The following is a 26,087-nucleotide window of genomic DNA, read 5'->3' on the forward strand; positions in this document are numbered from 1 at the left end:
GAATTCATGCTTGATGCAAAAACCGCCAATCAGGACGATTATCCTACCCGCCTGCCGAGAGAGCGCTGGCTAGAACGCCGCGATCCGGTTGTCTGGCAGGAGTGGTCCGAAAAAGCCCCACTGACCCGCGAGCAGTTCGATTTCTTTGACAGGAACGGGTATCTGATACTGCGCGATCTGTTCTCGGCTGGTGAAGTCGCGGCGCTGCGCGAGGAATCCACGCGGCTGCGCAGCGGTGGCGGAAACATTCCCACCGAGGATGTTATCACCGAGCCCAGCTCGGACGAGGTGCGCACGATCTTTCGCCTCGATGGCCACAGCGCGCTCTTCGACCGCCTGTCGCGGGACGAACGGGTGGCGGGTCGCGTCCGCTATCTGCTGGATGATGATCTGTATCTGCACCAGTCGCGCCTGAACTATAAGCCGGGCTTTACCGGCAAAGAGTTCTACTGGCACTCGGATTTCGAGACATGGCACGCCGAGGACGGGATGCCCCGGATGCGCGCGATTTCGGCCTCAATCCTTCTGACAGATAACAGCGCGCTGAACGGTCCCCTGATGCTGATGCCGGGTTCGCATCGCAGCTTTGTCGCCTGCGAGGGTGCGACGCCGGAAAACAACCACGCCACTTCGCTGAAAAAGCAGGAGGTTGGCGTGCCGAAACCGGATAGCCTGACGCGACTGGCAGAAGAGTTTGGCATCGACTATGCCTCGGGCGAGACCGGAACGGTCATTCTGTTTGACTGCAATACGATGCATGGCTCGAACGGGAACATCACGCCCTTCCCGCGCTCGAACGCGTTCTTTGTCTATAACGCATGGTCGAACCGCGTGATCGCGCCCTTCGCCGCCGAAAATCCCCGCCCGGCCTTCCTGAGCGAAAGTGAGCCCAAGGCACCCATCGCTATCGCGGGCGGGTCACTGGCCTGAGCCTGCCGTCCCCAAACGAGACGCGCCCCGGATGACGGGGCGCGCGCAGAGGGAGAGAACATGCCCCATACCCACACGGTCGAAAAGATCGGCGGAACGTCCATGTCGCGCAGCAAGGAATTGCTGGACACGGTCCTGATCGGACCACGCAAGGGCGTCGACCTTTACGGCCGCATTTTTGTCGTCTCGGCCTATGCCGGAATTACCGACGCGTTACTGGAACACAAAAGATCCGGCGCGCCCGGCATCTTTGCCAGCTTTGCCAGCGCCGAAAGCGGCGCGTCGTGGCAAGAGGCACTGGACACACTTCATACGCGTATGACGGCTTTGAACACCGAGATCTTCGGCGACCAGAGCCTGCTTGCCACCGCAAACCGCTTTGCCATCGAACGGATCGCGGATGTCCGGTCGTGCCTCGTCGATCTGTCGCGGCTGTGTTCCTTTGGTCATTTCCAACTGGACGCCCATCTGATGACCGTGCGCGAGATGCTTGCCTCGGTGGGAGAGGCGCATTCCGCCTTCAATACCGTGCTTCTGCTGCAATCGCGTGGCGTGAATGCGCGTCTGGTCGATTTGTCTGGCTGGAACGACGAAAGCGCCGACGATCTGTCGACGGTGTTGCGCAAGGCATTCGACGGCATCGACCTGACCCGTGAAATGCCGATCGTCACCGGATATGCGCGCTGCCGCGAAGTTCTGATGCGCAGCTATGATCGCGGCTATACCGAGATCACCTTGGCCCGCATCGCCGCTGTCACCGGAGCGTCCGAGGCCATTATCCATAAAGAGTTCCACCTGTCTTCGGCCGATCCCCGGATCGTTGGCGTCGATGCGGTGCGCGTGATCGGCGAGACGAATTACGATGTTGCCGACCAGCTTTCCAATTTGGGGATGGAGGCGATCCATCCCGGCGCAGCGAAAACCCTTCGTCAGGCAGGCATACCGCTGCGTGTGAAAAACGCCTTTGAACCCGAGCACGACGGCACGGTCATCCGCTCGGATCTGGTGGCGGACAGATCGCAGGTGGAAATCGTGACTGGCATCCGCAATGTCTTTGCGCTGGAATTCCACGATCCCGACATGGTCGGGGTCAAGGGCTATGACGAAGGCATCCTTGACGCGATGAAGCGCCACAAGGTCTGGATACTTTCCAAAACCTCGAACGCAAATACGATCACCCATTTCGTCAAAGGCTCCATGAAGGCGATCCGCCGCGTCGAGGACGATCTGTCCCAGCGTTTCCCCGAAGCAGCGATTTCCCTGCAAAAGGTCGCGCTGGTTTCGGCCATTGGGCGGGATCTGCGCACGGCCTCGGTCCTGTCGCACACGATGGACGTGCTGAACGAGGTCGGGATCGAGCCGTTGGGCATCCACGATCTGATGCGCAAGGTCGATCTGCAGGTCGTTGTCCAGGACGAGGACTATGAGGCAGCGATCATCGCCATGCATCGCGGCCTTATCGAAACCCCGACGCGCGTCAAATCAACCATGCGTGCCGTGGCCTAAGATCCAACAGGAGAAAACAAAATGATCAAGCACACCTATCTTTTCGCCCTTGCACTGGCCGGCATGACCGGAACCCTGAACGCCGCCGATCTGGCCGAGATCAAGGAAAGCGGCACCCTTCGCGTCGCCGTCGCGAATGAAATCCCCTATGGTTACATGGACATGAACGGCAAAGCCGCAGGTGCCGGTCCCGAGGTCGCCAAGCTGGTCGCCGCGAAACTGGGAGTGAAGCAGATCGAGTGGATCACCACGAATTTCTCGTCGCTGATCCCCGGCCTGCAAGCCGATCGTTTCGACATGGTCGCGGCGGAAATGGCGATCCTGCCCGACCGCTGCAAGCAGGTGCTGTTCTCCGAACCGAACACCTCGTATGGCGAGGGGCTGCTGGTCGCTGCGGGCAATCCCAAAGAGATCCACGCCTATGGCGATTTCGCCAAGAACAAGGATCTGAAGGTCGCGATCATGTCGGGTGCCGACCAGCTTGAGATGATGCAGGCGCTTGGCGTGCCCGAAGGCAACATTGTGATGATCGCCTCGAATGCCGACGCCATTTCGACCGTTTCGACGGGCCGTGCGGATGCCTATGCCGCGACCGGACTGACCGCCTCGGGGCTGGCCGGGCAAAGCGACAAGGTCGAGATCGCCGGAAAGTTCACCGATCCCATGATCGACGGCGAGGAAGTGCGCAGTTGGGGCGGCTTCGCCTTTGCCAGCGGCAACGAGGAGTTGCGCGACGCGGTGAACGAGGCGCTGGCCGAGGTCAAGAAATCCCCCGAATGGACCGAAACCGTCACCGGCTACGGCTTCACTCAGGCGGATGTGGAAGGCTCGACCGCTCACACCGCCGCCGAGTTGTGCGGCGCCTGAGCGCATCGCGGTAACGGCGCATGACACCGCATTGGATCGAATACCTGCCCCCTCTGATCGAGGGGGCATGGGTCACGCTGCAACTGACCGTGTTCTCGACATTTCTGGGTGTCGTGATGGCCTTTCTGTTCGGGGTCGGCAAGCTGTCGCACAACCCGTTCATTCGGGCCTTCTCGGTCGCCTATATCGAGGTTTTCCGCGGCACGTCGCTGCTGGTGCAGCTGTTCTGGCTGTATTTCGCGCTGCCCCTGACGGGGCAGGCCATCGGTATCGACCTGCGCCTACCGCCGGTCGTCGCGGGGGTTCTGGCGCTTGGCCTGAACATCGGGGCCTACGGCGCCGAGGTCGTGCGCGGCGCGATCCAGTCAGTCCATCCCGGCCAGCACGAGGCGGCACTTGCGCTGAACTTCACGCCGCGCCAGACGATGCTGGGCGTGACGATCCCGCAGGCCGTCCCCGAGATGATGCCCGCCTTTGGCAATCTGGCGGTGCAGAACCTCAAGGATACCGCACTTGTGTCCCTTATCAGCCTTGGCGACATGACCTTCCGCGCCGAGCAGATCCGCAATTTTACCCAGGACAGCACAGTGATCTATACCATGCTTCTTTTCATGTATTTCGGCATGGCGCTGGTCCTGACGGCCATCATGCGCCTTCTGGAGCGGCGCGTCGGTCAATGGCGTCCGGGCAAGGGGTGATCCATGCTGTTCGGTTTTGAATGGGACACCACGAACGCCCTGACACTTGCGTTATCCATCCTGCCGATCCTGATGGTCGGGCTGTGGGTGACGCTGCAGGCGACGGTGTTGGGATTCTTTGTCGCTTTGGTGATGGGGATGGTGCTTGCGGTGCTCAAGGGCGCGCGATCACGTCTGGTCTCGTGGCCGGCCTATGCCGTGACCGAGTTCATCCGCGACACGCCCCTGTTGGTGCAGCTGTTCTTCCTTTATTATGTCCTGCCCGAATACGGCATTGTTCTGCCTGCCTTTCTGACTGGAGCCCTGGCGCTTGGCATCCAGTACAGCGCCTATACCTCCGAGGTCTACCGCGCCGGACTCGAGGCCGTGGGCCACGACCAACGCGAGGCCGCACGCGCGCTGAATCTGTCGCGGGCGCGGACCTTTACCCATGTCATCGTTCCTCAGGCCATCCCCCGCATCATTCCGGCGATGGGCAATTACCTTGTCTCGATCATGAAGGATGTGCCGGTCCTGTCCGTCGTCACCGTTCTCGAAATGCTGAACGTCGCGCGCATCGTCGGGGACCGCACTTTCGATTACCTCGTGCCGCTTTCGATGGTCGGAGGGATTTATCTGATCCTGACGCTTGTCGCCTCGTCCGGCGTGCGTTGGCTTGACAGGAACCTTCCCAACCAGGGGATACCGCTGAAATGAATGACCCGATCATCCGCTTTGACAATGTCGTGAAACGCTTTGGCGATCATACCGTTCTGGACGAGCTGAATTTCGATATCCGCAAGGGCGAGAAGGTGACGATTATCGGCCCCTCGGGCTCGGGAAAATCGACCGTGCTGCGTATCCTGATGACGCTAGAGGGTATCGAGGGCGGTGTCGTCCATGTCGGAGGTGAGCCGCTTTGGCACGAACACGGGCCGGTGGGGCTGGTCCCCGCCAGTCAGGCCCATCTGCACCGGATGCGGGGCCAGCTTGGTATGGTTTTCCAGCAGTTCAACCTGTTCCCGCATATGACGGTCTTACGCAATATCACCGAGGCGCCGGTCAAGGTTCTGGGACTGGGCAAGGCCGAAGCCCGCGACCGTGCCGAGGAACTGCTGGAACTGGTCGGCCTGAGCGACCACGCGCAGAAGTATCCGCATCAGCTATCGGGCGGTCAGCAACAGCGCGTCGGCATCGCGCGTGCGCTCGCGATGCGGCCCAACATCCTGCTTTTCGACGAACCCACATCGGCGCTGGACCCCGAATTGGTCGGTGAAGTACTGAACGTGATCGGGCAACTGTCCGAGGAGCATGATCTTACCATGTTGCTGGTAACACACGAAATGCGTTTCGCCCGCGAGATCTCGGATAGGATCCTATTCTTTGATCAGGGGCGCATCGTCGAGGAAGGCAGTCCGGCGCAATTGTTCACTTCACCCCAGCGCGAGCGAACACGTGAATTTCTGGGCAGCGAACTCGACAGAGTTTTAGCTGTCTAGGGCGTATTCGATCATAGGCATAGAACACGTAAAAGAGGAGCGGAAGGCGCGGCCCATTACGGCCATTCGGCCTCGATTAACGGCATAAACAAGGTCACGACCAATTAGGACTGCCAGATCGACATCTGATTTGGTCCGGATAAGCCCGCTGACGCGCCAATTTCCAATTAAATTCAAATCCTGCCGGGGCGGAGCTTCATCGCCACATTGCGCCTCTACGACACTGCTACTGAATTCTATGACCAAAGCTGGAAACCGGACGACCTGATTTGAAACGCAGCCGGCGAGTTGCGCATCACTGTCTTTGGCGAATATAATAGCTCCGCGCCACGCCGCTTCCCGTAGAGGACCAAATTTGGCAATCTGGCCCGGGGTGAGCGTTCGCCGCCGACCAGAACTGCGCAATCATTTCAACTGGACCTCATGCCAAACCCCATTACCAGCAATCAAGAGATGGAATTTTTCCGCGCCCGACAGGCGGACATTGTCATCGCTCCGATCTTCGGAAAGTCCGAAGTGACGATGGCCCGACTTTCGTGCCCGCATGCTGGGCATGGAGTCATCGATCCACCCCTGCGCGAAGATGCCTTTTTCTTGGCTTTCAACCTTCGCGATTACGAGGGCCATCTTTGGGTTGACGACCGGAAGGTCGACTGCACGATTTCAAGGCGCGGCAACTTCACAATTTACGATTACCGCAGGTCATGGCTGGCCGATATGAAGTCGGCCTTCGACGGTCTGGGCTTTCATATACCTCGCGCGGCGCTGATCGCATTCGAGGAGGATCTGGGCGGGTGTCGCATCGACACACTGGATGTGGCTCCAGGGCAGGATATTGAGGATGATGTCGTCAAGCGCCTGATAGGGGCCTGTCTTCCGTCACTTGACGTTCCCAACGGCGCAAGCCGCCTATTTCAGGATCACATCGCCGCGATCCTTACCTTCCATCTTTGCACCACATATGGAAATCGGGAGATCCGGACCCCGGCGCGTGGTGGTCTTGCGCCCTGGCAGAAGAAGCGGGCGATTGAACTGCTTGAGGCGGATCTGGCGGCTGATCTCTCGTTGTCCTGTGTCGCCGCGGCCTGCGGTCTGTCACAAGGCTATTTCACCCGAGCCTTCAGACACTCCGTCGGGCATCCACCGTACAGATGGGTTCTGTTGAAAAGACTGGAAAAGGCGAAAGAGCTACTACGAACCACCGAGATTCCGATTGCCGAAATCGCGTACCTGTGCGGCTTTTGCGACCAAGCGCATCTGACCCGGGTGTTCAGCACAAGGATGAACACTACCCCCGGGCAGTGGCGGCGCGTTTCTCGATAACGGCTAATCGCGGCTTTAGAGGGCCTTTCAAAACCATGTCGTCAGCACGCGAAAGCAGATGATGGCGCAGGCCAGGATGGTGAAGGCGAGATGAATGTCGGCGCTTCGCTCGTATCTGATGGCGAGACGGCGGAATTTGGCGAGCCAGACGAATTTTCGCTCGACCACCCAGCGATGCTTGCCGAAATGGGCGCTGCTTTCAACGCTCTTTCGGGCGATGCGATGCTTGATGCCGCGTTTGGTGCAAGCCTTGCGACAGCGGGTATAGTCATACCCTTTGTCGGCATGCAGCTTGCGGGCCGATGGCGTGCTCGGTCACGCTTGCCACGAGTGCGAGGAATGGCGTCGAGCAACAGGTCACGCCCGAGCTGCAGCCCAGCTCAGCAGGCAACATCCGCCAGGGGATACCGCTCTGCAGGACAAACATGATCCCGGCCAGAACGGCCCGGTTCAAGATCCGAGGCCGCCCGCCTTTCGCTGACCAAGACGTGGATGGCAACAAGGGTTAATCACGGGACAAAGACCGTCAGAGACAAGCGTGGCAGACATAAAACGCTAATCTAACGGGACGAATCCGCCTGCAAGTGGTTTTGAAACTCCCTCTAAGGAAAAGATTAACCAGATTAACCATCCACTTTAACGAGCAGCCGCATCGGAAAATCGTCTCGCTGAATGCAGCGCCACCTTACATTTTGAGTGCGCATCGCTACACCGGCAAAGACAGGCCTACGCCGCCAGCCGGACCGGCATGCGTTGAAACGGTCGCTCAGTCTTACCGCAGCGAAATCCTCGGCGAGATCGCAGCGGTGCGGACAATGTCAATGAAGACAGGTAACGTCCATATTGCTGTTTCACCTCACGGCCGTGTGGTGTGCGAAAATTCTATGCCGCCCGACCCTATGGGACGAAGCAGATGCCTGACAACCGGCGCAACTCCCTCGATCTGAAATGCGTGAATCTGCTTTTGATCCAGCGCATCCGCCTGCGTGACGCGCTCATGCTGGCGTTGATGTTCGATCCAGCTTTCTACAACGAAGCACTCGATCACGCGGCCCGGCTCTGCGACATCCTCCCAGACATCCCAGCGAATGGCCCCATCGCGATGGCGCACGGTTTTGAAGCGGTGCAGGGCGGCGGTGAATTCGGCGATGCGGGCGGGATCGACGCGATACTCTATCTCGATCAGCACCGGGCCGCGATCGCCATGGGGCGGGACCGAGACCACCGGCTCGGCCCAATGGCGCGAGGGGGAAAGGTCGGCCCCGGCCTCGCGGGGCAAGGGCGCGATCCGCGTGAGCAGCAGGGATGCCAGCAGCCCGACCCCCGCCGCGACAAGCGCCGTGGCCACGCTGCTGCGGCTGGCGATAACGCCCCAAAGGATGCTGCCTCCGGTCATCGCGCCCTGGAACACCAGCAGATAGACCGCCAGCGCCCGCGCCTTGACCCATCCGGGCGAGGCCATCTGCGCTGCGACATTGAGCGAACTCAGCATACCGATCCAGGCGAACCCCGCGGCGACCATCACGCCCCCGGCAAGCCAGGCATTCGGGACCACGGCCAGCGCTAATGTCGCCAAAGCGAAAAGCACTGTCGCAAAACCCGAGATCCGGTTCGCCGCCAAGCGCTTGCGCAACCTCTTCAGCGCTAGGGCCCCCATCACCGCCCCCGCCCCCATGCAGCCCAGAAGCGCGCCATAACCTGCTGCATCAAGCCCGAGCCCGTGCCTCCCGACCAGCGGCAGCATCGCCCAAAGCGCGCTGCTGAACAGGAAGAACCCGGTCGCACGCACCAGCACCAGTCGCACGGCGGGCGCGTGGCGGGCGTAGCGATAGCCCGCCTTGAGAGCGCCGACAAAATGTTCCGGCGGCAGGGTGTGGACGGTCCCGGCCCGTTTCCAGCGGTAAAGCACCGTCAGGACCGCGGTGACGGACAGCGCGTTCAAGGCAAAGACCGCCGGGACCCCCGCCAATGCGACGATGACCCCACCAAGCGCCGGCCCGATGGCCCGCGCGATGTTGACGCCAAGGCTGTTGAGCGCGACGGCATCGGGCAGAGTCGTCTTGTCGACGAGTTCGGGCACGATGGCTTGGAAGGCCGGCGCGGAAAAGGCGGCCGCCACGCCCAGCACGAAGGTCGCCACCAGCAGAACCCAGGGCGTGGTCCAGCCTAGCACGGTGGCGAGGGCCAGCGTCGCCGCCGCGACCAGACCCAGCAATTGCGCGGCCAGCAGCAATCTGCGCCGGTCGAGAATATCGGCCAACGCCCCCGCTGGCAGCGCCAGCAGGAACATCGGCCCGGTCGTCGCCGCCTGCACCAGCGCCACCAGCAGTGGGCTGGGCGAAAGCGAGGTCATCAGCCATCCCGCCCCGACATCATGCATCCACGTGCCAATATTCGAGATGATGGTCGCGATCCACAGGGCGCGAAACAGCGGAAAGTCGAGTGGCCCCTTTGCAGCGGGTCTGACAGCCTCGGTCACGTCGCTTTTTCTCCTCAAACCGCCCAACAGCCGCAGCCGAATGCGCCCCAGAAGCTGCGCGCATCGGCGCTTGGCACCTCGGCCCCCAATGCCGCCGCATGGTCATGGCCATGGACCGCGCAGTTGGACGCGCAGCCGCAAGCCGAGGCGAACTTCGTCGTCTCCAGGCCTTGCCGCTCGGCGCGATAATAGCCACCGAACTTCGCGACCGGAGACCAGTCGGGCATCGGCAGGGGCAATTTCGGAGCGAGGGGACCAAAAGGCCCCGCGCCATGGACGACCTTGCCGCCCAGCATGGTCAGGTCTGCACGCAGATGCACGATCTCGGCCTCAGGGACGGTGAAGTAATCGTCCGACAGCAGCACCAAATCGGCCAATTGACCGGGTTTGATCTGGCCTTTCTTGCCCTGTTCATTCGAGAACCAGGTATTGGCCTCGGTCCAGAGCCGCAGGGCGGTCTCTCGGTCCAGGCGATTTGCAGACGGGTAAAGCCGCGTCCCCCCTAGCGTCGTCGATGTGACCAGCCAAGACAGCGAGACCCAAGGGTTGTAGCTTGCCACCCGCGTCGCATCCGTGCCCGCCCCGACCTTCAGGCCGGCATCGAGCATCTTGCGGATCGGCGGGGTGGCCTCGGCGGCTTTCGCGCCGTAGCGATCGATGAAATATTCGCCCTGATACATCATCCGATGCTGCACCGCGATGCCGCCGCCAAGCGCCGCGATCCGGTCGATGCTGCGGTCGCTGATCGTCTCGGCATGATCGAAGAACCAGTTGATACCCGCAAGCGGCACGTCACGGTTCACTTTTTCGAAGACATCGAGCGCGCGAGAGATCGTCTGATCATAGGTCGCGTGCATTCGCCACGGCCAGCGGTTCTCGGCCAGAAGGCGGATGACGGGTTCCAGATCTGCCTCCATATTCGGGGGCATTTCGGGGCGGGCGACGCGGAAATCCTCAAAATCCGCCGCCGAATAGACCAGCATCTCGCCCGCGCCATTATGGCGATAGGTGTCATCGCCCTGACCGGGCGCGACCTGCTTCACCCAGGACGAGAAATCCGCCATCTCGTCTTTGGGCTTTTGGGTGAACAGGTTATAGCTGATCCGAACCGTCATCTGGTCCTCGGCATGTAGCTTTTCGATGATGCGGTAATCATCGGGATAGTTCTGGAAGCCGCCGCCTGCGTCGATGACCGAGGTGACGCCCAAACTATTCAATTCCCGCATGAAATGGCGCGAGGAATTGATCTGGTAATCCGGGTCAAGCTTCGGTCCCTTGGCCAGCGTCGCGTAAAGGATCGTGGCATTCGGCTGAGCCAGGAGCAGCCCCGTCGGGTTACCCGAAGCATCGTGCTGGATCTCGCCGCCCGGCGGGTTCGGCGTATCCTTGGTATAGCCCACTACTCGCAAGGCCGCCGCATTCAGCAGCGCGCGGTCGTAAAGATGCAGGATGAAGACCGGGGTCTCGGGGGCGATGGCATTCAACTCGTCCAGCGTGGGCAGGCGCTTCTCGGCGAATTGATGCTCGGTAAAGCCGCCGACCACCCGGACCCATTGCGGCGCGGGGGTGCGGTCCACCTGCGCCTTGAGCATGGCCATTGCCTCGGAGAGCGAGGGCACGCCATCCCAGCGCAGCTCCATATTGTAGTTCAGCCCGCCCCGGATCACATGGGTATGGCTGTCGATCAGGCCTGGAATCAGGCGGCGGCCACCGGCATCGATGATCTCGGCCTCGGGGGCCGCGGCACGGATCTCGACTTCGGAGCCGACGGCAAGGAATTTGCCATCACGGATGGCGACGGCCTCGGCGGTCGGGGCCTCGCGGTCGAGGGTGGTGACCTTGGCATTGACGATGATCAGGTCTTGGCTTGGCATGATGGGATTCCCGCACAATAAGTTGGGACGGGCGCGGCTTCAGCCGCGACCCGTCAGGTCCATCCAGGCGACAAGCAGAAAGCCCCCGGCCAGACCGACATGTTCGAAAAAGGCATTGGCGGCAAAGAACCGGGCCTGACTCGGCGGCAGCTGCCAGAACCGCAGCGCAACGAAGGTCGCCATCAATGTGAAGCCGCAAAGCGCCAGCGCGCCGAGCCAGCGCAACCTCCCGCTGAGGATTAACGCCGGGGCCAGCAATTCCAGCACGATCACCGCCACAGCGAAACCCGCAGACGGCGACAGGCCGAAATGCGCCATCTCGGCCGTGGCAGCAGGGAAATTCAACAGCTTGACCAGACCGCCCTGAATATAGGCCGCGGAGAGTCCAAGCAGCGCGAGGAGGTGCAGAGCGCGGGCAAGCGGCTTAGAACTGGATGACATCGGCCCATTCCGGATGGCGTTGCACCTGCGCGCGGACAAAGGGGCAAAGCGGCACGATATGCTGGCCCTTGGCGCGGGCATCGGCGATTAGCCGGTTCACTAGCGCCGAGCCCGCACCCGTGCCGCGCATGGCATCGGGGACATAGGTGTGATCGGCGATGATCAGGTCGGCCGAGACCTTCGAGATGGTCAATTCGCCCACGGCCTCGATCCCGGCAATCCGGGCGACATAGCGACCCTTGCTGCCCTGATCCTCATAGGACACCTGAATCTGCGAGGCTTCACTCATACCGTCCTGCTCCATGGCGTGCAAAGGGCGTGGAAGGGAGGTTCGGCGCCAGAACATCAAACCTCCCATGTCGTCACTTCACGAGGTTCGGGCCAATCGTCCCGCCATGGGCGACACGTTCGGGGGCCTTGTGGACCATGGTATAGGCATAATCGACGCCCATCCCATAGGCCCCGGAATGTTCGCGGACGATGTCCATGACCGCGTCATAGGTGTCGCGCCGCGCCCAGTCGCGCTGCCATTCCAGCAGAACCTGCTGCCAAGTCACCGGGATGACGCCGACCTGCACCATCCGGTCCATCGCGTATTTATGCGCGTCCGCCGAGGTCCCGCCCGAGGCATCGGCGACCATATAGATCTCGTAATCGGTGTCGTTCATGCAGGAGAGCGCAAAGCCGAGGTTGCAGACCTCGGTCCAGAGACCCGAGACCACGATCTTCTTGCGGCCTTGCGCCGCACCCAGCGCCAGCGCGTCGCGGACATTCTGATCGTCCCATGAGTTCATTGAGCTGCGTTCCAGGATGGTGTTTTCCGGAAACACGGCCAGAAGCTCGGGATAGGTATGGCCGGAAAATGCCATCGTCTCGACCGTGGTGATGGTGGTCGGAATGCCGAAGGCCTTGGCTGATTTTGCCAGCGCCACGACATTGTTCTTCAGCGCCTGACGATCCATCGACTGCACGCCAAAGGCCATTTGCGGCTGCTGGTCGATAAAGATCATCTGGCTGTTCTGAGGGGTCAGGACTTCGAGTTTCGACATTGGGTAATCCTTTGAAAGAAAGATGTTAACTGGATCAGACCATCAGGCCTTGATGAAGGCCAGAAGATCGGCATTCAGCACGTCGGCATTCACCGTCAACATGCCGTGACCGTAGCCCGGATAGGTTTTCAATGTTCCGTTTTTCAGCAGTTTCGCCGATTTCAGCGCCGAATCCGCGATCGGCACGATCTGGTCGTCCTCGCCATGCAGCACCAGCACCGGGACAGTGATCGCCTTGAGATCCTCGGTCTGATCGGTTTCCGAGAAGGCCTTGATCCCGTCGTAATGCGCCTTGGCGCCGCCCATCATGCCCTGACGCCACCAGTTCTGGATGACGCCCTCCAACGGTTCGGCCCCGTCGCGGTTGAAACCGTAGAACGGACCCGCCGGAACATCGCGGAAGAATTGCGCCCGATTGGCGGCCAGAGCGGCCCGGAAACCATCGAAAACCTCGACCGGCAGCCCCTCGGGATTGGCATCGGTTTTCACCATCAAGGGCGGCACCGCTGAAACCAGCACCGCCTTGGCGACGCGGCCCGCAGGCTCGCCATGCTTGGCGACATAGCGCGCCACCTCGCCACCCCCGGTGGAATGGCCGATATGAACGGCATTCTTCAGATCCAATGCCTCGACCACGGCAAAGGCATCGGCGGCGTAATGGTCCATGTCATGCCCCTCGGAGCCTTGGCTCGAACGGCCATGGCCGCGGCGGTCATGGGCGATGACGCGGTAGCCCTGCGCCAGGAAGAACAGCATCTGCCCGTCCCAGTCATCCGCGCTGAGCGGCCAGCCGTGATGGAACATGATCGCCTGCGCGTCCTTGGGACCCCAATCCTTGTAAAAGATCTCGATGCCGTCTGAGGTCGTGACAAAGCCCATATCGGTGGCTCCTGTGGTTGTGGGTTCAAGGGGACCGGCCGATTGCGCGAGGCCGGGGCGAAGGGGAAATGCACCTGCGACGGCAAGGGCAGCGGCCCCCAGCATCGCGTCGCGTCGGGTGATGGGGTTATCCCGCATGGTCTTGCCCCGCCGCATTGCCTGGGCCGCGCAAACTCGCCTGATCCTGCCCGCCCGTGGGCAGTTGACCAAAGACATGCGGCCCGCATTGGCGGCTGATCCAGGACATGGTGAGCCGTTCCGCGGACATGAATTGCCGCAGCAGCGGCACCGACTGTTCTCCGATCAGGATGCCTAAAAGACCGACCAGCGCGACGACAGGCGGTGCCGGAGAACGGATGTTCAACAGCCCGTAGATCGCGCCGACCAACAGACCCGCAGCAAGGGACAGCACATAGATTTTCATCACCTCGACCTTTCGAGCCATGCAGCACGGCGCTGCCTTGTGCTTGATGCCTTGCGGATCGGATTATTGATTGTCTCTCGTGGTCGTATTTTGACGATAACTGTCCAATACGTCGGACAGGCGCTGCGGTTAAATTTCCTTGCGACACACGTAATGGAAGGATGGGAACCGTGGCGAAAAATAGCATATCCAATGAAAAAATGGAGTATCTCGGCGTCAGCGGAACCCGGACAATCCGCTCGACCGCGCTGGACAAATCTTCAATCACCGCGACGCGCCTGACGCGTGACACGCCGGATCACGGTTTTGTCGACGCGCATGTGCAGGAGGATGCCTTTATGCTGGCATATCAATTGCAGGAGTATCAGGGCGATCTGTGGGTCGATGGCAAAGCGGTCGATTTTCCCTGTTCACGCCCCGGACACTTCACCTTCTACGACTATCGCCGGTCGTGGCAGGCCAATATGAAATCGCCCTTCGATGTGGTGAATTTCTACATCCCCCGCAATGCGTTGGCGGCACTTTCCGAGGATATGCGGGGCCGGATCGAGGGGTTTAGCATCGCTCCGGGACAAGATGTCGAGGATCCGACCATCCGGGGCCTTGTCGGTGCGCTAAGGGCGGTCTTCGATACGCCTTCGCAATGCAGCCAGTTGTTCTTCGATCATGTCGGACTGGCGCTTTGCATGCACCTGGCCGCGACCTATGGCGAGGCGCAAACCACCCCGCTGCATCACCCGATGGGATTGGCCCCTTGGCAGGTCAAACGCGCCCAAGAGATGATCGACGCAAAACTTGACGGAGAGTTGCTGATTGCGGACCTCGCCTCGGCCTGCGGGCTTTCGGTGTCCTATTTCACCCGCGCGTTCAAGATTGCGACCGGCATGCCGCCATATAAATGGATGACCAAGCGACGCATCGACAAGGCCATGGATCTTTTGAAGGGTTCGTCCCAATCGATCAGCGAGATCGCATTGAATTGTGGTTTTGCGGACCAGAGCCATTTCACACGGGTATTCACCGGCGCGGTGGGGGCGTCACCTGGAAAATGGCGTCGCGGGTTCCGCCAGTAGTCCCGGTATCGGCCTTGCGGCGGCATGCTCGCGACGCCAGTTACCGGGCGGCATGCCGACGAGAGCGGTAAAGATCCGGGACAAGTGGCTTTGGTCGGCAAAGCCACAATCCAAGGCAATCTGCGAAATCGGCATGTCGGTCCTCAGCAGATCCTTGGCTCGTGCCACGCGATATTCCAGCAGCCAGCGATAGGGCGTCTTGCCAAAGCTCGCGGAGAAGGCCTTGATGAAATAGCCCTTTGACAACCCACATTCGGCGGCAATCTCGGCCAGAGAGAAGTCGCCGTCGACCCGTGCGACCAAGGCTTCCGTCGCACGCGCCTCTTGCGTCGCGGATAGGCTGCCCTTGCGGCCCGTGGAAAAGCACAGACCTCCATAGCTCTGACCCAGATGCACCAGAATGGCCAATTCGATCTGTTCGAGAAACAGCCTGGCTGCCATTCGAGGGTTATCGAGTGCTGGCAAAAGTGCCTGGGCCAATCCGAACATCGCCGCATCGCGCGTGGCAGGCGCGGCCTGCAGGCCCGAGAATTCACCTCGCCCCAAATCTTGCGCAAACTCACGCATGCGCTGCCACGCCAGGTCAATGACCATCCTGTCAAAGCAGGACTGCCGCATACTCCACTTGCGGGCCATATCCGTGATCGTGAGAGACTGCGACGGAACCGCACCCTTTTGGAGCAACCTCTCGCCGCTCCAAAGCTCGACCAAGGCGCAGTCACGCAAATATACGGTAATCTGCAGGTCATTCTCGGCAATTCGGGGCATGCAGAGCACTGAGTCAGTCCCGCTGTAACTCTCGCGGCGAACCAGCATCCCCCGCATTCGAAGCGAGCAGACACGGATGTCACTCGGTTGAACAAGCTGCGAGGGGTGATGGATCATGCTCGCCTCCGGATCAGTGAAGGGTGAATTTACGCCAAGCGTCCGGCGTCATTCCGGTTTCGTTGTGGAACTCTTCCTCGAACCGCGTCAGATCCCTGAAGCCAGCTGACCGAGCGATTTCCTCGATAGGAAGCAAACTTCGGCGCAACCTTGTCATGGCACGACGGATGCGGGCATGGGTCAGCCATGTCTCGGGGGAAATCCCTGCTCGCGCCCGAAAGGTCGCATCGAATGTCGCACCCGTCATGCCAACGGCACTGGCAATCTCTGCCATCTGGAACGGCTCGCCCATGCGGTCATGCATCAACCGTTGTACGGTTTGCAGCCAATCTTGGGCGATATGCAGCGGCTTCTGGGCAAAGCCATGCAGCAGATGAGCGCAGATCGCTATCGCAAGATGCTGAAACACCGCCCGCGAGTCGCCGTACCTATCCGCGAACATTGGCAGCATGGCCTGCGCGAGACTGGCAATGATCGGATCTGCCTCACCCCGCCGACAACGAAGGCGCGGTGCCGCGTCAGCAGGATTTTCCGAGATTTCGCGTAGCAATTCCTTTGGAATCACGAATGCCAAAGCATCGAGGCGGCTTTGCAACTCGATCGCTGGGCCCGAGGCAAGATCCACCAAACATACCGTATGGCGTTCATATCGGCGGGGCGATGAAAGCGTCTCATCGGGCATGATGTCGCAATGTGTGGCCGACTCGAAGTAGAGCATCAGAAAATAAGCCTCGGTGACGGGCAAGCGGATGATCGGCCGCTCGTTCGCAATCAGGCTCCGCTCAAGTCTGCTCATAGTGAATGGGGCGGAAAGCAGCGGCACGACCGAACGGCATGGCGCGTCCGGCATCCCGAAATAGCTCCCCATACAATCCGAAACGTTCGTCCGATGCGTCAATCCGGTTCCTGACCCATGCTGTGCTGGCGACGCAAAGCCTCGCTCGTTCGGTTAGATTTCGGGTTTGATCACCCTTGTCACGCTGCCTATTCGGACATTAGCCAGTCTGCGCGGGCAAATATTGTCTATTTCTGCCGCCAATGTAGGGCAAAGCCCCTGGATTAGGCTCTACCGCGCCCGTTGACGCCAATGACCGGGCGATATGCCCTCGACTTTGCCGAAAACCCTTGTGAAATGGCTCTGGTCAGAAAAACCGCAGGTCAGCGCGATCTCGGCCAAAGAAAGATTGGTTCCGGAAAGCAGCCGCCGCGCCTGTTCGATCCGCTGGGCCAAAAGCCATTGATAGGGCGTGACACCAAGGCTCGTCCGGAACGCCCGATAAAACGCATTCCGCGACATCGACAGAGTTTCCGCAATGCTGGCGATCGTGGCACTGTCCTCGCCAACCGTCAGCAGCAGTTCCTGCGCCTGCCGGATAGCGCATACGGACAAACGATGGTTTGCATCCGACACGTCGCCCATTGCGCGATGGCGATGCAAAAGATGCGCGCCAATCGCAATCGAAAGCTGCTCAACGAACAATGCGTCTGCCGCGTCCGGTTTAGCCAAGGCTGGCAGCATCGCAGATGCAAGATGCCGAAGCACCTGATCCTCTTGCGCCTGAACGCGATCAAGGTCTTTTGCCGGTCGTTCGACCAACGTCTCGGTATTTCGCAAAAAATCTGGGGAAAGTTCGATCAGAAAGAAGTCGAAGGTCCCGTCCATATCGGCCGAATAGGCGCTGTCGAAATCACGGATATAGATATCACCGCAATCAAAGAGATGTGTCTTGGTCCTGCCAGGCAGTCCTCCGGCTCTTTGATGCCCGTCAGTCAACGAAAGCCCGACCAGAAGGCCGCGATCCTGGGCTGCCGTGTCGACATGGGACTTGTGACGGCCATGCGCAGATTTGCGACGAAACACCATATGCGGGAGGCATATCACCTCGTCCCTCGCCAAGGCAGCAGTCGCGCATCCAAGTGAATCCTTGAAGCCCGCTCTGGATCCTGAATGACTTGCCGCCCCATGCATGTCCGGCGCCTCCGAATTTGAGGACAGAATTCCCGCCTGATACATAAGTTATTGCGAAACAGCGACAATTACTTGCCGTTGACAGAAGAATTCAAAGTGCCCTGCAAAATTGTCAGGCAGTATGGGCGATGCGGTGACCAAACTGGGCGAGCACCGGAATGGGACGCTCCGAGCCGGACATGAATTACGTTGCCGAAGTATGGATCCCCTGCTCGCGGCAGAAGTAGAGCGAGATGGCCGGGCGCTCTCTCAACAGCGCCGATCCCGCCCTGCAAGAATTCAAACGCGCAAGGCGGGTCTCGCGGGCGCGCTTTGGCGGATGCAAAACGGCATGGTCCTGACAGTGGAGCCTTTCCTGTCCAATGGCGGGCTCATGGCGATCGAAGCCGATGACAGTTGGACACTCTACAGCCATCCTCGAGCCTTTGCCGTGCAATGCGAGCACACGGTTGTTGCCACGAACCGAGCACCGATCATAATCACTCTACCAAGCTAATTAAAAGTCGGCTTTGGGCTCCCGAGCAGCATGCTGCGTCTCAGCAACGGGAAGGTTCGGCGACCTCAACCGTCTCGCGCCTCATGGCAGGCTAGGCCGGCCCTTACCTGCCGCTCGACATGTCACCATGCCGCGCGGCAGCATTCACCGAAGCCGTACCTCAGGCACCTTGCAGCGAAATCCATGATGAGATCGCAGCGAAGCGGACGAAGCGGTCGCTCATGCTATTGCGACAAGGTAAGGTGCGGGGTGCGGCATGATGGGCAGATTGCCCTTTGCGAGAGCCACAGCCGCATTCACACCACCGTTGTAGAGACGCTGATCGAGGTTTATCATTCTGGTGTTTCCGAGCGGAAACCTAGGGTGAGGCAGACGCCTCCCGATGGTGGCGGTCCAACCTTTGCTTAGCACGTTGCTGAAAAACGCCGGGGTCGACGCTGGACGGAGAACATGATTCACGGTTCCTGCAAGACGAGAGGGAAAGTGGATGCGGGGATCGGACGAAGCGAGCGGTTCGCTTTTCAGCTATGTTGATCTTGAGCAGCGCATCCCTGTCCGGCATCCGTTGCGCAAGATCCAACAGGTGGTGAATGACGCGCTCGTCAGCCTCGATGGTGAGTTCGATCGGCTTTATGCCATGGGCGGTCGCCCCTTGATCGCACCTGAACGTCTGATCCGGGCCAGCCTGCTGCAAATCCTGTTCTCGATCCGCTCCGAGCGGCAACTGATGGAACAGATGCAGTATAACCTACTCTTTCGCTGGTTCGTCGGCCTCGGGATCGATGATCCAGTCTGGGTCCCGACGGTCTTCACCAAGAACCGCGACCGGCTGCTGACGATCGAGATGTCGCGCAAGGTAATGGCGGCAATCCTCGCGCATCGCGACGTGGCACCGCTTTTGTCGGACGAGCATTTCTCGGTCGATGGCACGCTCATCAAGGCCTGGGCGTCGACGAAAAGCTTCCGACCGAAGCCGGAGACGGTCCCGCCCGGCGATGACGGTGGATCCGACAATCCGCCACCGTCAATGCCTACCGACCTTGAAACCAACGAACCGTCCAATCCAGAGCCCACCCAGATGACCACCCCGAAGCCTGCAACCGAGAAGGCCGAAGAAAACTTCCGGGGCGAAAAGCGCTCGAATGCGACCCACGCATCGGTCACGGATCCGGAGGCGCGGCTCTACAAAAAGTCCCCCGGTGCCGGTGCGATCCTTTGCTTCATGGGGCATACGTTGATGGAGAACCGGCATGGCTTCGTGGTGCAGGCCGACTTGACCCAAGCGAACGGGCATGCCGAGCGGAAGGCGGCTCTCGACATGCTCCATCGCCACGCGCCCGGCTCGACGAAGCGGCTGACGCTCGGCGCCGACAAGGCTTATGACACCCGCGATTTCGTCAAGGAATTGCGGCAGGCCTGTGTCACACCGCATGTGGCGCAGAAGGCGAAATTCTCAGCGATCGACGGCCGGACTACCCGTCATGCAGGTTACGCAATCTCGCAACGGTGCCGAAAAAAGATCGAGGAGCCGTTCGGATGGGCCAAGACGGTGGGGCCAATGGCGCAAACCATGCTGCGAGGCGTCAAACGGATCGCTGCCCAGTTCACGCTGACCATGGCAGCCTGCAATCTTGCGCGCCTGCCCAGATTACTCGCTTCATAAGGCGGAGCCGCCATTGCGGCGGGCCAAATGTCGGGTGCAGCAGCCCTCACTGGATATTGAAGAACAGCCTTTCACCTGCCGTGCGTTTTTCAGCGGCGTGTTAGATGGAAATCGCTTCCGCAAGAGCGGACCATCCCAACTGGCTTCATCCAAGTTTCACACAACGATCAGCTTTCTGTCGCGCGGCGCGGGTATCCCGATTGCAATCACAATTGCACGAGGCAAGACCATGCAATCAAATCTCATTCACCGCGCAGCCGGCGCCGCTGTGCTGCTGTTAACTACCACCCTGTCGGCTCAGGCCGATGTTACCGTCGAGTTTTGGCACAGCTTCGGCAAAAAGCAGGGAGAGGCGCTCAACAGCATCATCGAAAAATTCGAGGCCGCCAACCCGGGCATCAAGATCGATGCCGAGCATGTCGGCAATTACGAAGAGATCGTGACCCAACTGCAGGCGGCGATTCCGGCTGGCCGCGCGCCGGATGCGGTGATCATGGAGGTGACGCGCTATGGGCTGTTCGCCGAGCGCGGCATTCTGACGGATCTGACGGCCTATATGGATGCCGATCCATTGAAAGAAAACCTCTATCCCTTCGCGCAGGAGATCGGCCTGTATAAGGGCAAGAACTATATCGTACCCTTCAACTCCTCGACCCCGGTCACCTATGTGAACCGTGACCTTTTCGCCCGTGCGGGCTATGCTGAACTGCCGCCGCTGACCACCTTCGCCGAGGTGTCAAAGGCCGCGCAGACGATTCAGAGCAAACTGGGTGACGAGGGCGTGTTCGGCATCGCCGCGCCGGGCCAATTCACCCGGTGGGGCCTTGTGATGGGCAATGGCAGCGAACTGATCGACCGCAGCACCAATGAGGTATTGCTCGACAGCCAGAAAACCATCGATGCCTATCAATGGATGTCCTCACTCGTGCATGAGCAGAAAGTCGCCTCGGCGGACGGCGTGACCGATGAGGATGCCGGAAGCGACGCCTTTCTGGCCGGAAAAGTTGGGATCATCTTCAATTCCACCGGTAATTTCGGCGGTAACTTCAAGGCCCTTGGCGACAAGTTAGGTGTGCTGCCGATGCCCTGCAATAACGGTTGTGCCGTGCCGATCGGTGGCGCAGGGATCGGCATCCTCGATGCCGCCGATCAGGAGGTGAAGGACGCGGCGTACAAGTTCGTCAGCTTCGCCGCCAATCCTGAATCCAACGCCGCATGGTTCGCCGCCACCGGCTACATGCCGATCAACCGTCTGGCCGGCGAGCAGCCCGCCGCGATCGAGGCGATGGCAAACCAGCCGGGCATCGACGTAGCGATCAAGCAACTGGACGTCGCCTTCGGCCGTGCTCGCCCGCCGGTCGTCACCTGGATGCGCTCGAGCGAATACGACCTGTGGCAGGCGATGGCGCTTGGCCAACGCGAGGTGCCTGCGGTGATGACCGATTTCGCCGCGCGTACGCGGGCCGAAGCGACGCGCCTGTCCAACTGATCCGCGATCCATCAACCACGGACTCGGGCAGTAGCCCCGGGTCCGTCCTGCCTTTCGGATAGCACCCATGTCGCGCAAGCTGACTCCCTATCTTCTGGTGGCGCCGCTGATCGTCTTCATCGCGTGCTTCACATATATCCCGATCTTCACCAGTCTCGATCTAAGCTTCCGGGAATGGGACTTCCTGTCGGCGGGTCGGCCATGGGTCGGTCTGGACAATTACCGCCAACTTCTTGTCTCGCATGACTTCTGGAATGCGCTGCGGGTCACGACGCTGTTCGTCGTGATCTCGGTGCCGATCCGCCTGGTACTGGCGCTGGCGGCGGCAAATTTCCTGCTGCGCGAGACGCGATCAAGCCGGGTGCTGCGTGCGGCCCTGTTCCTGCCTTACGTCACCTCGACCGTGTCCATTGCCGTGGTGTTCTCTTGGATCTTCGCTACCGACTACGGGATGGCGAATGCAGTGCTGCAGGGCCTCGGCCTGCCAAAGATAGGCTGGCTGCAAGACCCGACATTGGCGCTATTGGTAATCGTGATCGTCAATACCTGGAAGCAGCTGGGCTATGATGTAATCATCTATATCGCCGGCCTTCAGGCAGTGCCACCGGAGCTATATGACGCGGCGGCGGTGGATGGCGGCGGGCGCTGGCACGTGTTCCGCCGGGTGACGGTCCCGCTGGTGATGCCGACCACCTACTTCCTGCTGGTCATCTCTGTGATCGAGGCCTTCCAGATATTCACAATCGTCGACGTGATGACGCGCGGCGGACCGGCCGGAGCCACGAACATGCTCGTCTCCGAGCTCTACAAAATCGGATTCTCGCTGTTCGACATCGGTCAGGGTTCGGCGCTGGCTGTGCTGCTGTTCCTGCTGCTGGTGGTGCTGGCGCTGGTCAAGTCCCGGCTAATCGGGCGGAAGGTGCACTATGAAGCGTGAGCGCCTGACTGCCTTCGCTGCCTTGGCCGTCGGCCTGATTTTTCTCTCGCCAGTGCTCTATACGATCTGGATGTCGTTCCAGACCTCGGATGCCTATTACACCGGCAGACTGGAGTTCACCTTCGACAACTACGCCACCGCGTTGGGGCAATACGACTTTGGCCGATATCTGTTGAACAGCGTGCTGGTCTCCGGGGCAGTGACGCTGGTGAGCCTTGCCCTGTCGGTAATGGCCGCCTTCGCCTTCGCCCGCTTCACCTTTCCGGGTGGAAACCTATTGTTTGGGGCGGTGGTGGCAACGCTGATGATTCCCAGCCACATCAGCCTGATCCCCAATTATCTGACACTGGCAAAACTGGGAATGCTCGACAGCTATGCCGGGTTGATCCTGCCGGCGATCTCGAATGGCTTCGCTGCCTTCTTCCTGCGCCAGTATATCCGGGGCATCCCGAAGGCGCTGGACGAGGCGGCCTATATGGACGGTGCGACCCCTCTGAAGGTCCTGTGGCGGGTAATCGTTCCGATCGCGCGGCCAGCGATCCTGTCGATGGGGCTGTTCCTCTTCATCACCGAATGGAACAGCTACATCTGGCCGCTGGTCGCGGTGGGCGAAAGTGAACTTTATACCCTGCAGGTCGGTCTGGCGCGGCTCTACCGTATTAACCCCGGCGAGGGTTTCCTTGACTGGCCCCTGATTATGGCGGCCTCGACCCTGACACTGCTGCCGGTGCTGCTAGGCTTCGTGCTTGTGGAACGTCATCTGGTGCGCGGCATCACGATGGGGGCGGTGAAATGAAGAATGGAATGAAGAACATGACACGAATCGCAGCCCATCGCGGCGGCACACTCGAATTCGGCGACAGCACTCCTATCGGCTTTGCTGCCACTGCCCGGATGGCGCTGGAAGAGGTGGAGTTCGATCTTCACCCCACGGCAGATGGCGAAATTGTAGTCCATCACGACGCGACGCTGGACCGAACCACGGATCGCATCGGCGCCATCGCAACGCTGCCGACGGAAGAAGTTCTGGGAGCAAGGATCAACTATGGGCATGGCGGGCACCCACTGACCCTGAAGCAGCTGTGCGACACCTTTTCCGGTAGTCCGGTCGCCTTCCGCTGCGAGATCAAACCGGGGGCCGACGGCCGCGCCTATTGGGACTTCGTGCCGCGTGTGATCGCGCTTCTGGCGGCAGAGGGGCGGCTTGAAAGCACCGTCTTTTCTTCGTTCCTGCTCGATGTGCTGGTGCAGATCGGGGGGCTCTGTGATCAACCGCGACTGTGGCTGGTCAGTCCAGCGGTTCTGCGGCAACTGGGCACAAGCGGCGTGATCGAACTCGCCCACGGACGCAGCATCCCCGAAATCGGCGTGCATATCGACGAGGCCGACACCGCACTGATGGCCGAGGTTCATGCCTCTGGGCTCGAGTTCGGCTGCTGGGCCGCGCATGATGCGGTGCAGATCGCCAAGGCGCTGGATCTGGGGGTCAAGGTCTTCACGACCGACCGGCCAAGCCTTGCCATCGCCCTGCGGGAGGCGCGGGCATGACCGGGATCGCGCTGCGTGACATCCGCAAATCCTATCCGAACGGGCCGCAAGTGCTTCACGGAGTCAGCCTGGACATCCGTCCCGGTGAATTCGTGGTGGTCGTCGGCCCCTCAGGTTGCGGCAAATCCACCCTGCTGCGGCTGATCGCCGGGCTGGAGACGACGGCGGAGGGCGAGATTGAGATCGGTGGCCAGCCCGCTGGTCACCTTGCGCCGCAGGACCGCGATATAGCCATGATCTTCCAGAACTACGCGCTCTATCCGCATATGAGCGTGCGTGAGAACATTGCCTTCGGGCTGGAGCTGCGAGGTATGCCGCGGGCCGAGCGGCGCGCTCGGGCCGAGGAGGTGGCGGCGATCCTGCAACTCTCCCCCTATCTCGACCGAAAGCCCAAGGCCCTGTCGGGTGGACAGCGCCAGCGGGTGGCAATGGGTCGGGCGATGGCACGCAAGGCCGGGGTATTTCTGATGGATGAGCCCTTGTCGAACCTCGACAATGCGCTACGCGTGGCGATGCGGACCGAGATCAAGGAACTGCACCGCAGGCTCGGCGCTACCATCATCTATGTCACCCATGACCAAACCGAGGCGCTGTCTTTGGCGGACCGGATTGCGGTGATGAAGGGCGGTCATCTGCAGCAGTTCGCCACGCCGGATGAAATCTACGACCGACCTGCGAACATGTTCGTCGCCAGCTTCCTCGGCCAGCCAGGGATCAACTTCGTTAAGGCGGAGCAACTGCCCGATACTCGCGGCGTTGTGGGTCTGACGGCCGGTTTGCGTCCAGAAGCGTTGATGGTTCACGCGGACCGACCGGAAGGTGCGTCGATCGAGGGCAAGGTAATACTGACGGAAATGTCCGGTGCCGAACTGATCGTGCATTGCGAGACAACCGTGGGGCGGCTGGTCGTTGCCAGCCAGCGCCGAACCCTGACAGCGCTCCCGGAACGGATATGGATCGGATACGATCTTGACGAGGCCCTGTGGTTCGATACCACCAGTGGCCACCGGGTGCAGCCTCCGGCGGAAAGCAGGAGCATGTGACGAAACCGAGAGAACTGCCTCACGTAATCACCGATCTGGTGGCGCGGTCTGAGGCGCGCCTCACCGATGCTGATGCCCGTCTGCTGGATATCTTGCTGCAGGATCCGATCCGCGCCGCAATGGACAGCGGCAAGGAGATCGCCGCGCGCGCCGGGGTGCATCCGGCCTCGGCCGTGCGGCTGGCGCGGCGGCTCGGGTTCCAAGGGTATCCGGAGTTCCGCGCATTCTTGCAGGATAAGCTGATTGATGACGCTGGCGGCGATTTCGACAATCCTGCGGCCCGCATCTCGGCCCGGCTCGTCCGAGCGGAGAAGGGCGGAATTTTGTCCTCTATCCTCGACAGCGAAATCGGTGCGCTTGAACAGGTGCGCCATGCGGTGAGCGATGCCGATGTGCGCGGCTTTGCAAAAGCTCTGCATGGGGCGCAGCGGATCTTTGTCTATGGACTCGGCCATTCGGCGGCGTTGTCAGCGCTGATTGCACTGCGTCTGCGCCGATCCGGATATGATGCGGTGGATTTGGCGGCGCTGCCGCATCTGGCGGAATTCTTGACCGAGATGACCGGGCGCGACGTCCTGTGGTTGCTGTCATTCCGAGATCCGCGCCCGGTTGTCTCGGCCCTGCTCCGGATCGCCACGGATCGGAGCGCGACGCTGCTGTTGCTGAGTGACATGAACGGCCTTCGGATCGAGCCTGCACCAGAGCGATCAATCACCGTATCGCGTGGTGGGGTCGGGCACTCGCAGTCGCTTGTCGTCCCGATGACCATTGCCAATGCCGTGATCCTTGATCTTGCCGCGATCGACGAAGGGCGATCGCTCCGCTCCCTGGAGAAGTTTCGGAGCTTTCGCGCTGCACTTCCCCCTGAAATTCCCCGGTAGGAAACAAGAGCCCGGGATCGGTTCGAATTGGCTACCCCGCTGACTTGGCTCTTGATCTTGGGACGCCTCGTTTGGCCTAAACCATTGCCGCCGTTCACATGTGGTCCATGCTGACCTGCCGCATTCCCAAGAGCGGCCGCTCATCCACGGTGCAG

The 26,087-nt window shown here is 60.7% G+C and carries 25 protein-coding genes and 1 pseudogene; 15 read left to right on the forward strand and 11 right to left on the reverse strand.

The genetic code is table 11. From position 1 onward, the window contains the following. The first annotated feature begins 6 nt into the window (after positions 1–6). The 7 genes from thpD (at position 7) to GL286_RS15525 (ending at position 6,802) form a co-directional block, all read left to right on the forward strand. Positions 7–930: an ectoine hydroxylase gene (gene thpD / locus GL286_RS15495; RefSeq protein WP_155096489.1), complete on the forward strand. Its 924-nt coding sequence runs from the start codon at positions 7–9 to the stop codon at positions 928–930. Positions 931–990: 60 nt separating this feature from the next. After that, positions 991–2,436: an aspartate kinase gene (locus GL286_RS15500; RefSeq protein ID WP_155096490.1), complete on the forward strand. Its 1,446-nt coding sequence runs from the start codon at positions 991–993 to the stop codon at positions 2,434–2,436. Between the two features lie 21 nt (positions 2,437–2,457). After that, positions 2,458–3,303 carry an ectoine/hydroxyectoine ABC transporter substrate-binding protein EhuB gene (ehuB, locus tag GL286_RS15505; RefSeq protein WP_155096491.1) on the forward strand — a complete coding sequence of 282 codons (846 nt, stop codon included), beginning with the start codon at positions 2,458–2,460 and terminating at the stop codon, positions 3,301–3,303. Positions 3,304–3,323: 20 nt separating this feature from the next. Then, the gene (ehuC, locus tag GL286_RS15510) at positions 3,324–4,001 is read left to right on the forward strand and encodes an ectoine/hydroxyectoine ABC transporter permease subunit EhuC (protein ID WP_155096492.1); all 678 of its coding nucleotides are present in this window, start codon (positions 3,324–3,326) and stop codon (positions 3,999–4,001) included. Positions 4,002–4,004: 3 nt separating this feature from the next. Continuing rightward, entirely contained in the window at positions 4,005–4,697 is a 693-nt protein-coding gene (gene ehuD / locus GL286_RS15515) for an ectoine/hydroxyectoine ABC transporter permease subunit EhuD (RefSeq protein ID WP_155096493.1), read from the forward strand. Continuing rightward, entirely contained in the window at positions 4,694–5,479 is a 786-nt protein-coding gene (gene ehuA, locus GL286_RS15520) for an ectoine/hydroxyectoine ABC transporter ATP-binding protein EhuA (protein WP_155096494.1), read from the forward strand. The genes ehuD and ehuA overlap by 4 nt, the downstream gene beginning before the upstream one ends. A gap of 453 nt (positions 5,480–5,932) precedes the next feature. Beyond that, positions 5,933–6,802, forward strand: a complete 870-nt coding sequence (locus tag GL286_RS15525; protein ID WP_170295228.1) for an AraC family transcriptional regulator — start codon at positions 5,933–5,935, stop codon at positions 6,800–6,802. Between the two features lie 27 nt (positions 6,803–6,829). Here GL286_RS15525 and GL286_RS15530 read toward each other — a convergent pair. The 8 genes and pseudogenes from GL286_RS15530 to GL286_RS15565 all read right to left on the reverse strand — a co-directional run bounded on the left by GL286_RS15530 (position 6,830) and on the right by GL286_RS15565 (position 13,948). After that, positions 6,830–7,351, reverse strand: a pseudogene (locus tag GL286_RS15530) (transposase). Positions 7,352–7,658: 307 nt separating this feature from the next. After that, positions 7,659–9,281 (reverse strand): MFS transporter, encoded by a 1,623-nt coding sequence (locus GL286_RS15535; protein WP_170295229.1) that lies wholly within the window; start codon positions 9,279–9,281, stop codon positions 7,659–7,661. A 14-nt stretch (positions 9,282–9,295) separates the two neighbouring features. Beyond that, positions 9,296–11,155 carry an amidohydrolase gene (locus GL286_RS15540; RefSeq protein ID WP_155096497.1) on the reverse strand — a complete coding sequence of 620 codons (1,860 nt, stop codon included), beginning with the start codon at positions 11,153–11,155 and terminating at the stop codon, positions 9,296–9,298. 39 nt (positions 11,156–11,194) lie between these two features. After that, a complete protein-coding gene (locus GL286_RS15545; protein WP_246184976.1) occupies positions 11,195–11,596 on the reverse strand; it encodes a DoxX family protein in 402 nt (133 codons plus the stop codon). After that, entirely contained in the window at positions 11,580–11,885 is a 306-nt protein-coding gene (locus GL286_RS15550; RefSeq protein ID WP_155096499.1) for a GNAT family N-acetyltransferase, read from the reverse strand. The genes GL286_RS15545 and GL286_RS15550 overlap by 17 nt, the downstream gene beginning before the upstream one ends. Before the next feature lie 73 nt (positions 11,886–11,958). Further along, positions 11,959–12,645: a hydrolase gene (locus GL286_RS15555; RefSeq protein ID WP_155096500.1), complete on the reverse strand. Its 687-nt coding sequence runs from the start codon at positions 12,643–12,645 to the stop codon at positions 11,959–11,961. A 42-nt stretch (positions 12,646–12,687) separates the two neighbouring features. Then, positions 12,688–13,662, reverse strand: a complete 975-nt coding sequence (locus GL286_RS15560; RefSeq protein WP_155096501.1) for an alpha/beta fold hydrolase — start codon at positions 13,660–13,662, stop codon at positions 12,688–12,690. Next, positions 13,652–13,948, reverse strand: a complete 297-nt coding sequence (locus GL286_RS15565; protein ID WP_155096502.1) for a XapX domain-containing protein — start codon at positions 13,946–13,948, stop codon at positions 13,652–13,654. Before GL286_RS15565 ends, GL286_RS15560 begins: the two co-directional genes overlap by 11 nt. 170 nt (positions 13,949–14,118) lie before the next feature. Between GL286_RS15565 and GL286_RS22880 the strand changes: the two genes are divergently transcribed. Further along, positions 14,119–15,021 carry a helix-turn-helix domain-containing protein gene (locus GL286_RS22880; RefSeq protein WP_211596376.1) on the forward strand — a complete coding sequence of 301 codons (903 nt, stop codon included), beginning with the start codon at positions 14,119–14,121 and terminating at the stop codon, positions 15,019–15,021. Here the strand turns inward: GL286_RS22880 and GL286_RS15575 are convergent. The 3 genes from GL286_RS15575 to GL286_RS22925 all read right to left on the reverse strand — a co-directional run bounded on the left by GL286_RS15575 (position 14,986) and on the right by GL286_RS22925 (position 17,920). After that, positions 14,986–15,906, reverse strand: a complete 921-nt coding sequence (locus GL286_RS15575) for a helix-turn-helix domain-containing protein (protein ID WP_155096504.1) — start codon at positions 15,904–15,906, stop codon at positions 14,986–14,988. The two genes, GL286_RS22880 and GL286_RS15575, sit on opposite strands and share 36 nt — an antisense overlap. Positions 15,907–15,919: 13 nt before the next feature. Beyond that, on the reverse strand, positions 15,920–16,804 hold the full coding sequence (locus GL286_RS15580) for an AraC family transcriptional regulator (RefSeq protein WP_155096505.1): 885 nt from the start codon (positions 16,802–16,804) through the stop codon (positions 15,920–15,922). 168 nt (positions 16,805–16,972) lie between these two features. Further along, a complete protein-coding gene (locus GL286_RS22925) occupies positions 16,973–17,920 on the reverse strand; it encodes a helix-turn-helix transcriptional regulator (RefSeq protein WP_155096506.1) in 948 nt (315 codons plus the stop codon). Between the two features lie 938 nt (positions 17,921–18,858). Here GL286_RS22925 and GL286_RS15590 point away from each other — a divergent pair. From GL286_RS15590 to GL286_RS15620, 7 genes are all read left to right on the forward strand, one after another. Next, a complete protein-coding gene (locus GL286_RS15590; RefSeq protein ID WP_155096507.1) occupies positions 18,859–20,034 on the forward strand; it encodes an IS5 family transposase in 1,176 nt (391 codons plus the stop codon). Positions 20,035–20,047: 13 nt separating this feature from the next. After that, positions 20,048–21,523 carry an ABC transporter substrate-binding protein gene (locus GL286_RS15595; RefSeq protein WP_211596378.1) on the forward strand — a complete coding sequence of 492 codons (1,476 nt, stop codon included), beginning with the start codon at positions 20,048–20,050 and terminating at the stop codon, positions 21,521–21,523. A gap of 67 nt (positions 21,524–21,590) precedes the next feature. Then, entirely contained in the window at positions 21,591–22,460 is an 870-nt protein-coding gene (locus tag GL286_RS15600) for a carbohydrate ABC transporter permease (RefSeq protein WP_155096508.1), read from the forward strand. Beyond that, the gene (locus tag GL286_RS15605; RefSeq protein ID WP_155096509.1) at positions 22,450–23,256 is read left to right on the forward strand and encodes a carbohydrate ABC transporter permease; all 807 of its coding nucleotides are present in this window, start codon (positions 22,450–22,452) and stop codon (positions 23,254–23,256) included. Before GL286_RS15600 ends, GL286_RS15605 begins: the two co-directional genes overlap by 11 nt. A 17-nt stretch (positions 23,257–23,273) precedes the next feature. Beyond that, positions 23,274–24,008, forward strand: a complete 735-nt coding sequence (locus GL286_RS15610) for a glycerophosphodiester phosphodiesterase family protein (protein WP_155096510.1) — start codon at positions 23,274–23,276, stop codon at positions 24,006–24,008. Then, positions 24,005–25,051 (forward strand): ABC transporter ATP-binding protein, encoded by a 1,047-nt coding sequence (locus tag GL286_RS15615; protein WP_155096511.1) that lies wholly within the window; start codon positions 24,005–24,007, stop codon positions 25,049–25,051. The genes GL286_RS15610 and GL286_RS15615 overlap by 4 nt, the downstream gene beginning before the upstream one ends. Further along, positions 25,048–25,932 (forward strand): MurR/RpiR family transcriptional regulator, encoded by an 885-nt coding sequence (locus GL286_RS15620; protein ID WP_170295232.1) that lies wholly within the window; start codon positions 25,048–25,050, stop codon positions 25,930–25,932. The genes GL286_RS15615 and GL286_RS15620 overlap by 4 nt, the downstream gene beginning before the upstream one ends. Positions 25,933–26,087 lie beyond the last annotated feature (155 nt).

The sequence above is a fragment of the Paracoccus aestuariivivens genome, from assembly GCF_009711225.1.
In the GTDB taxonomy this organism is placed as follows: Bacteria; Pseudomonadota; Alphaproteobacteria; order Rhodobacterales; family Rhodobacteraceae; genus Paracoccus; species Paracoccus aestuariivivens.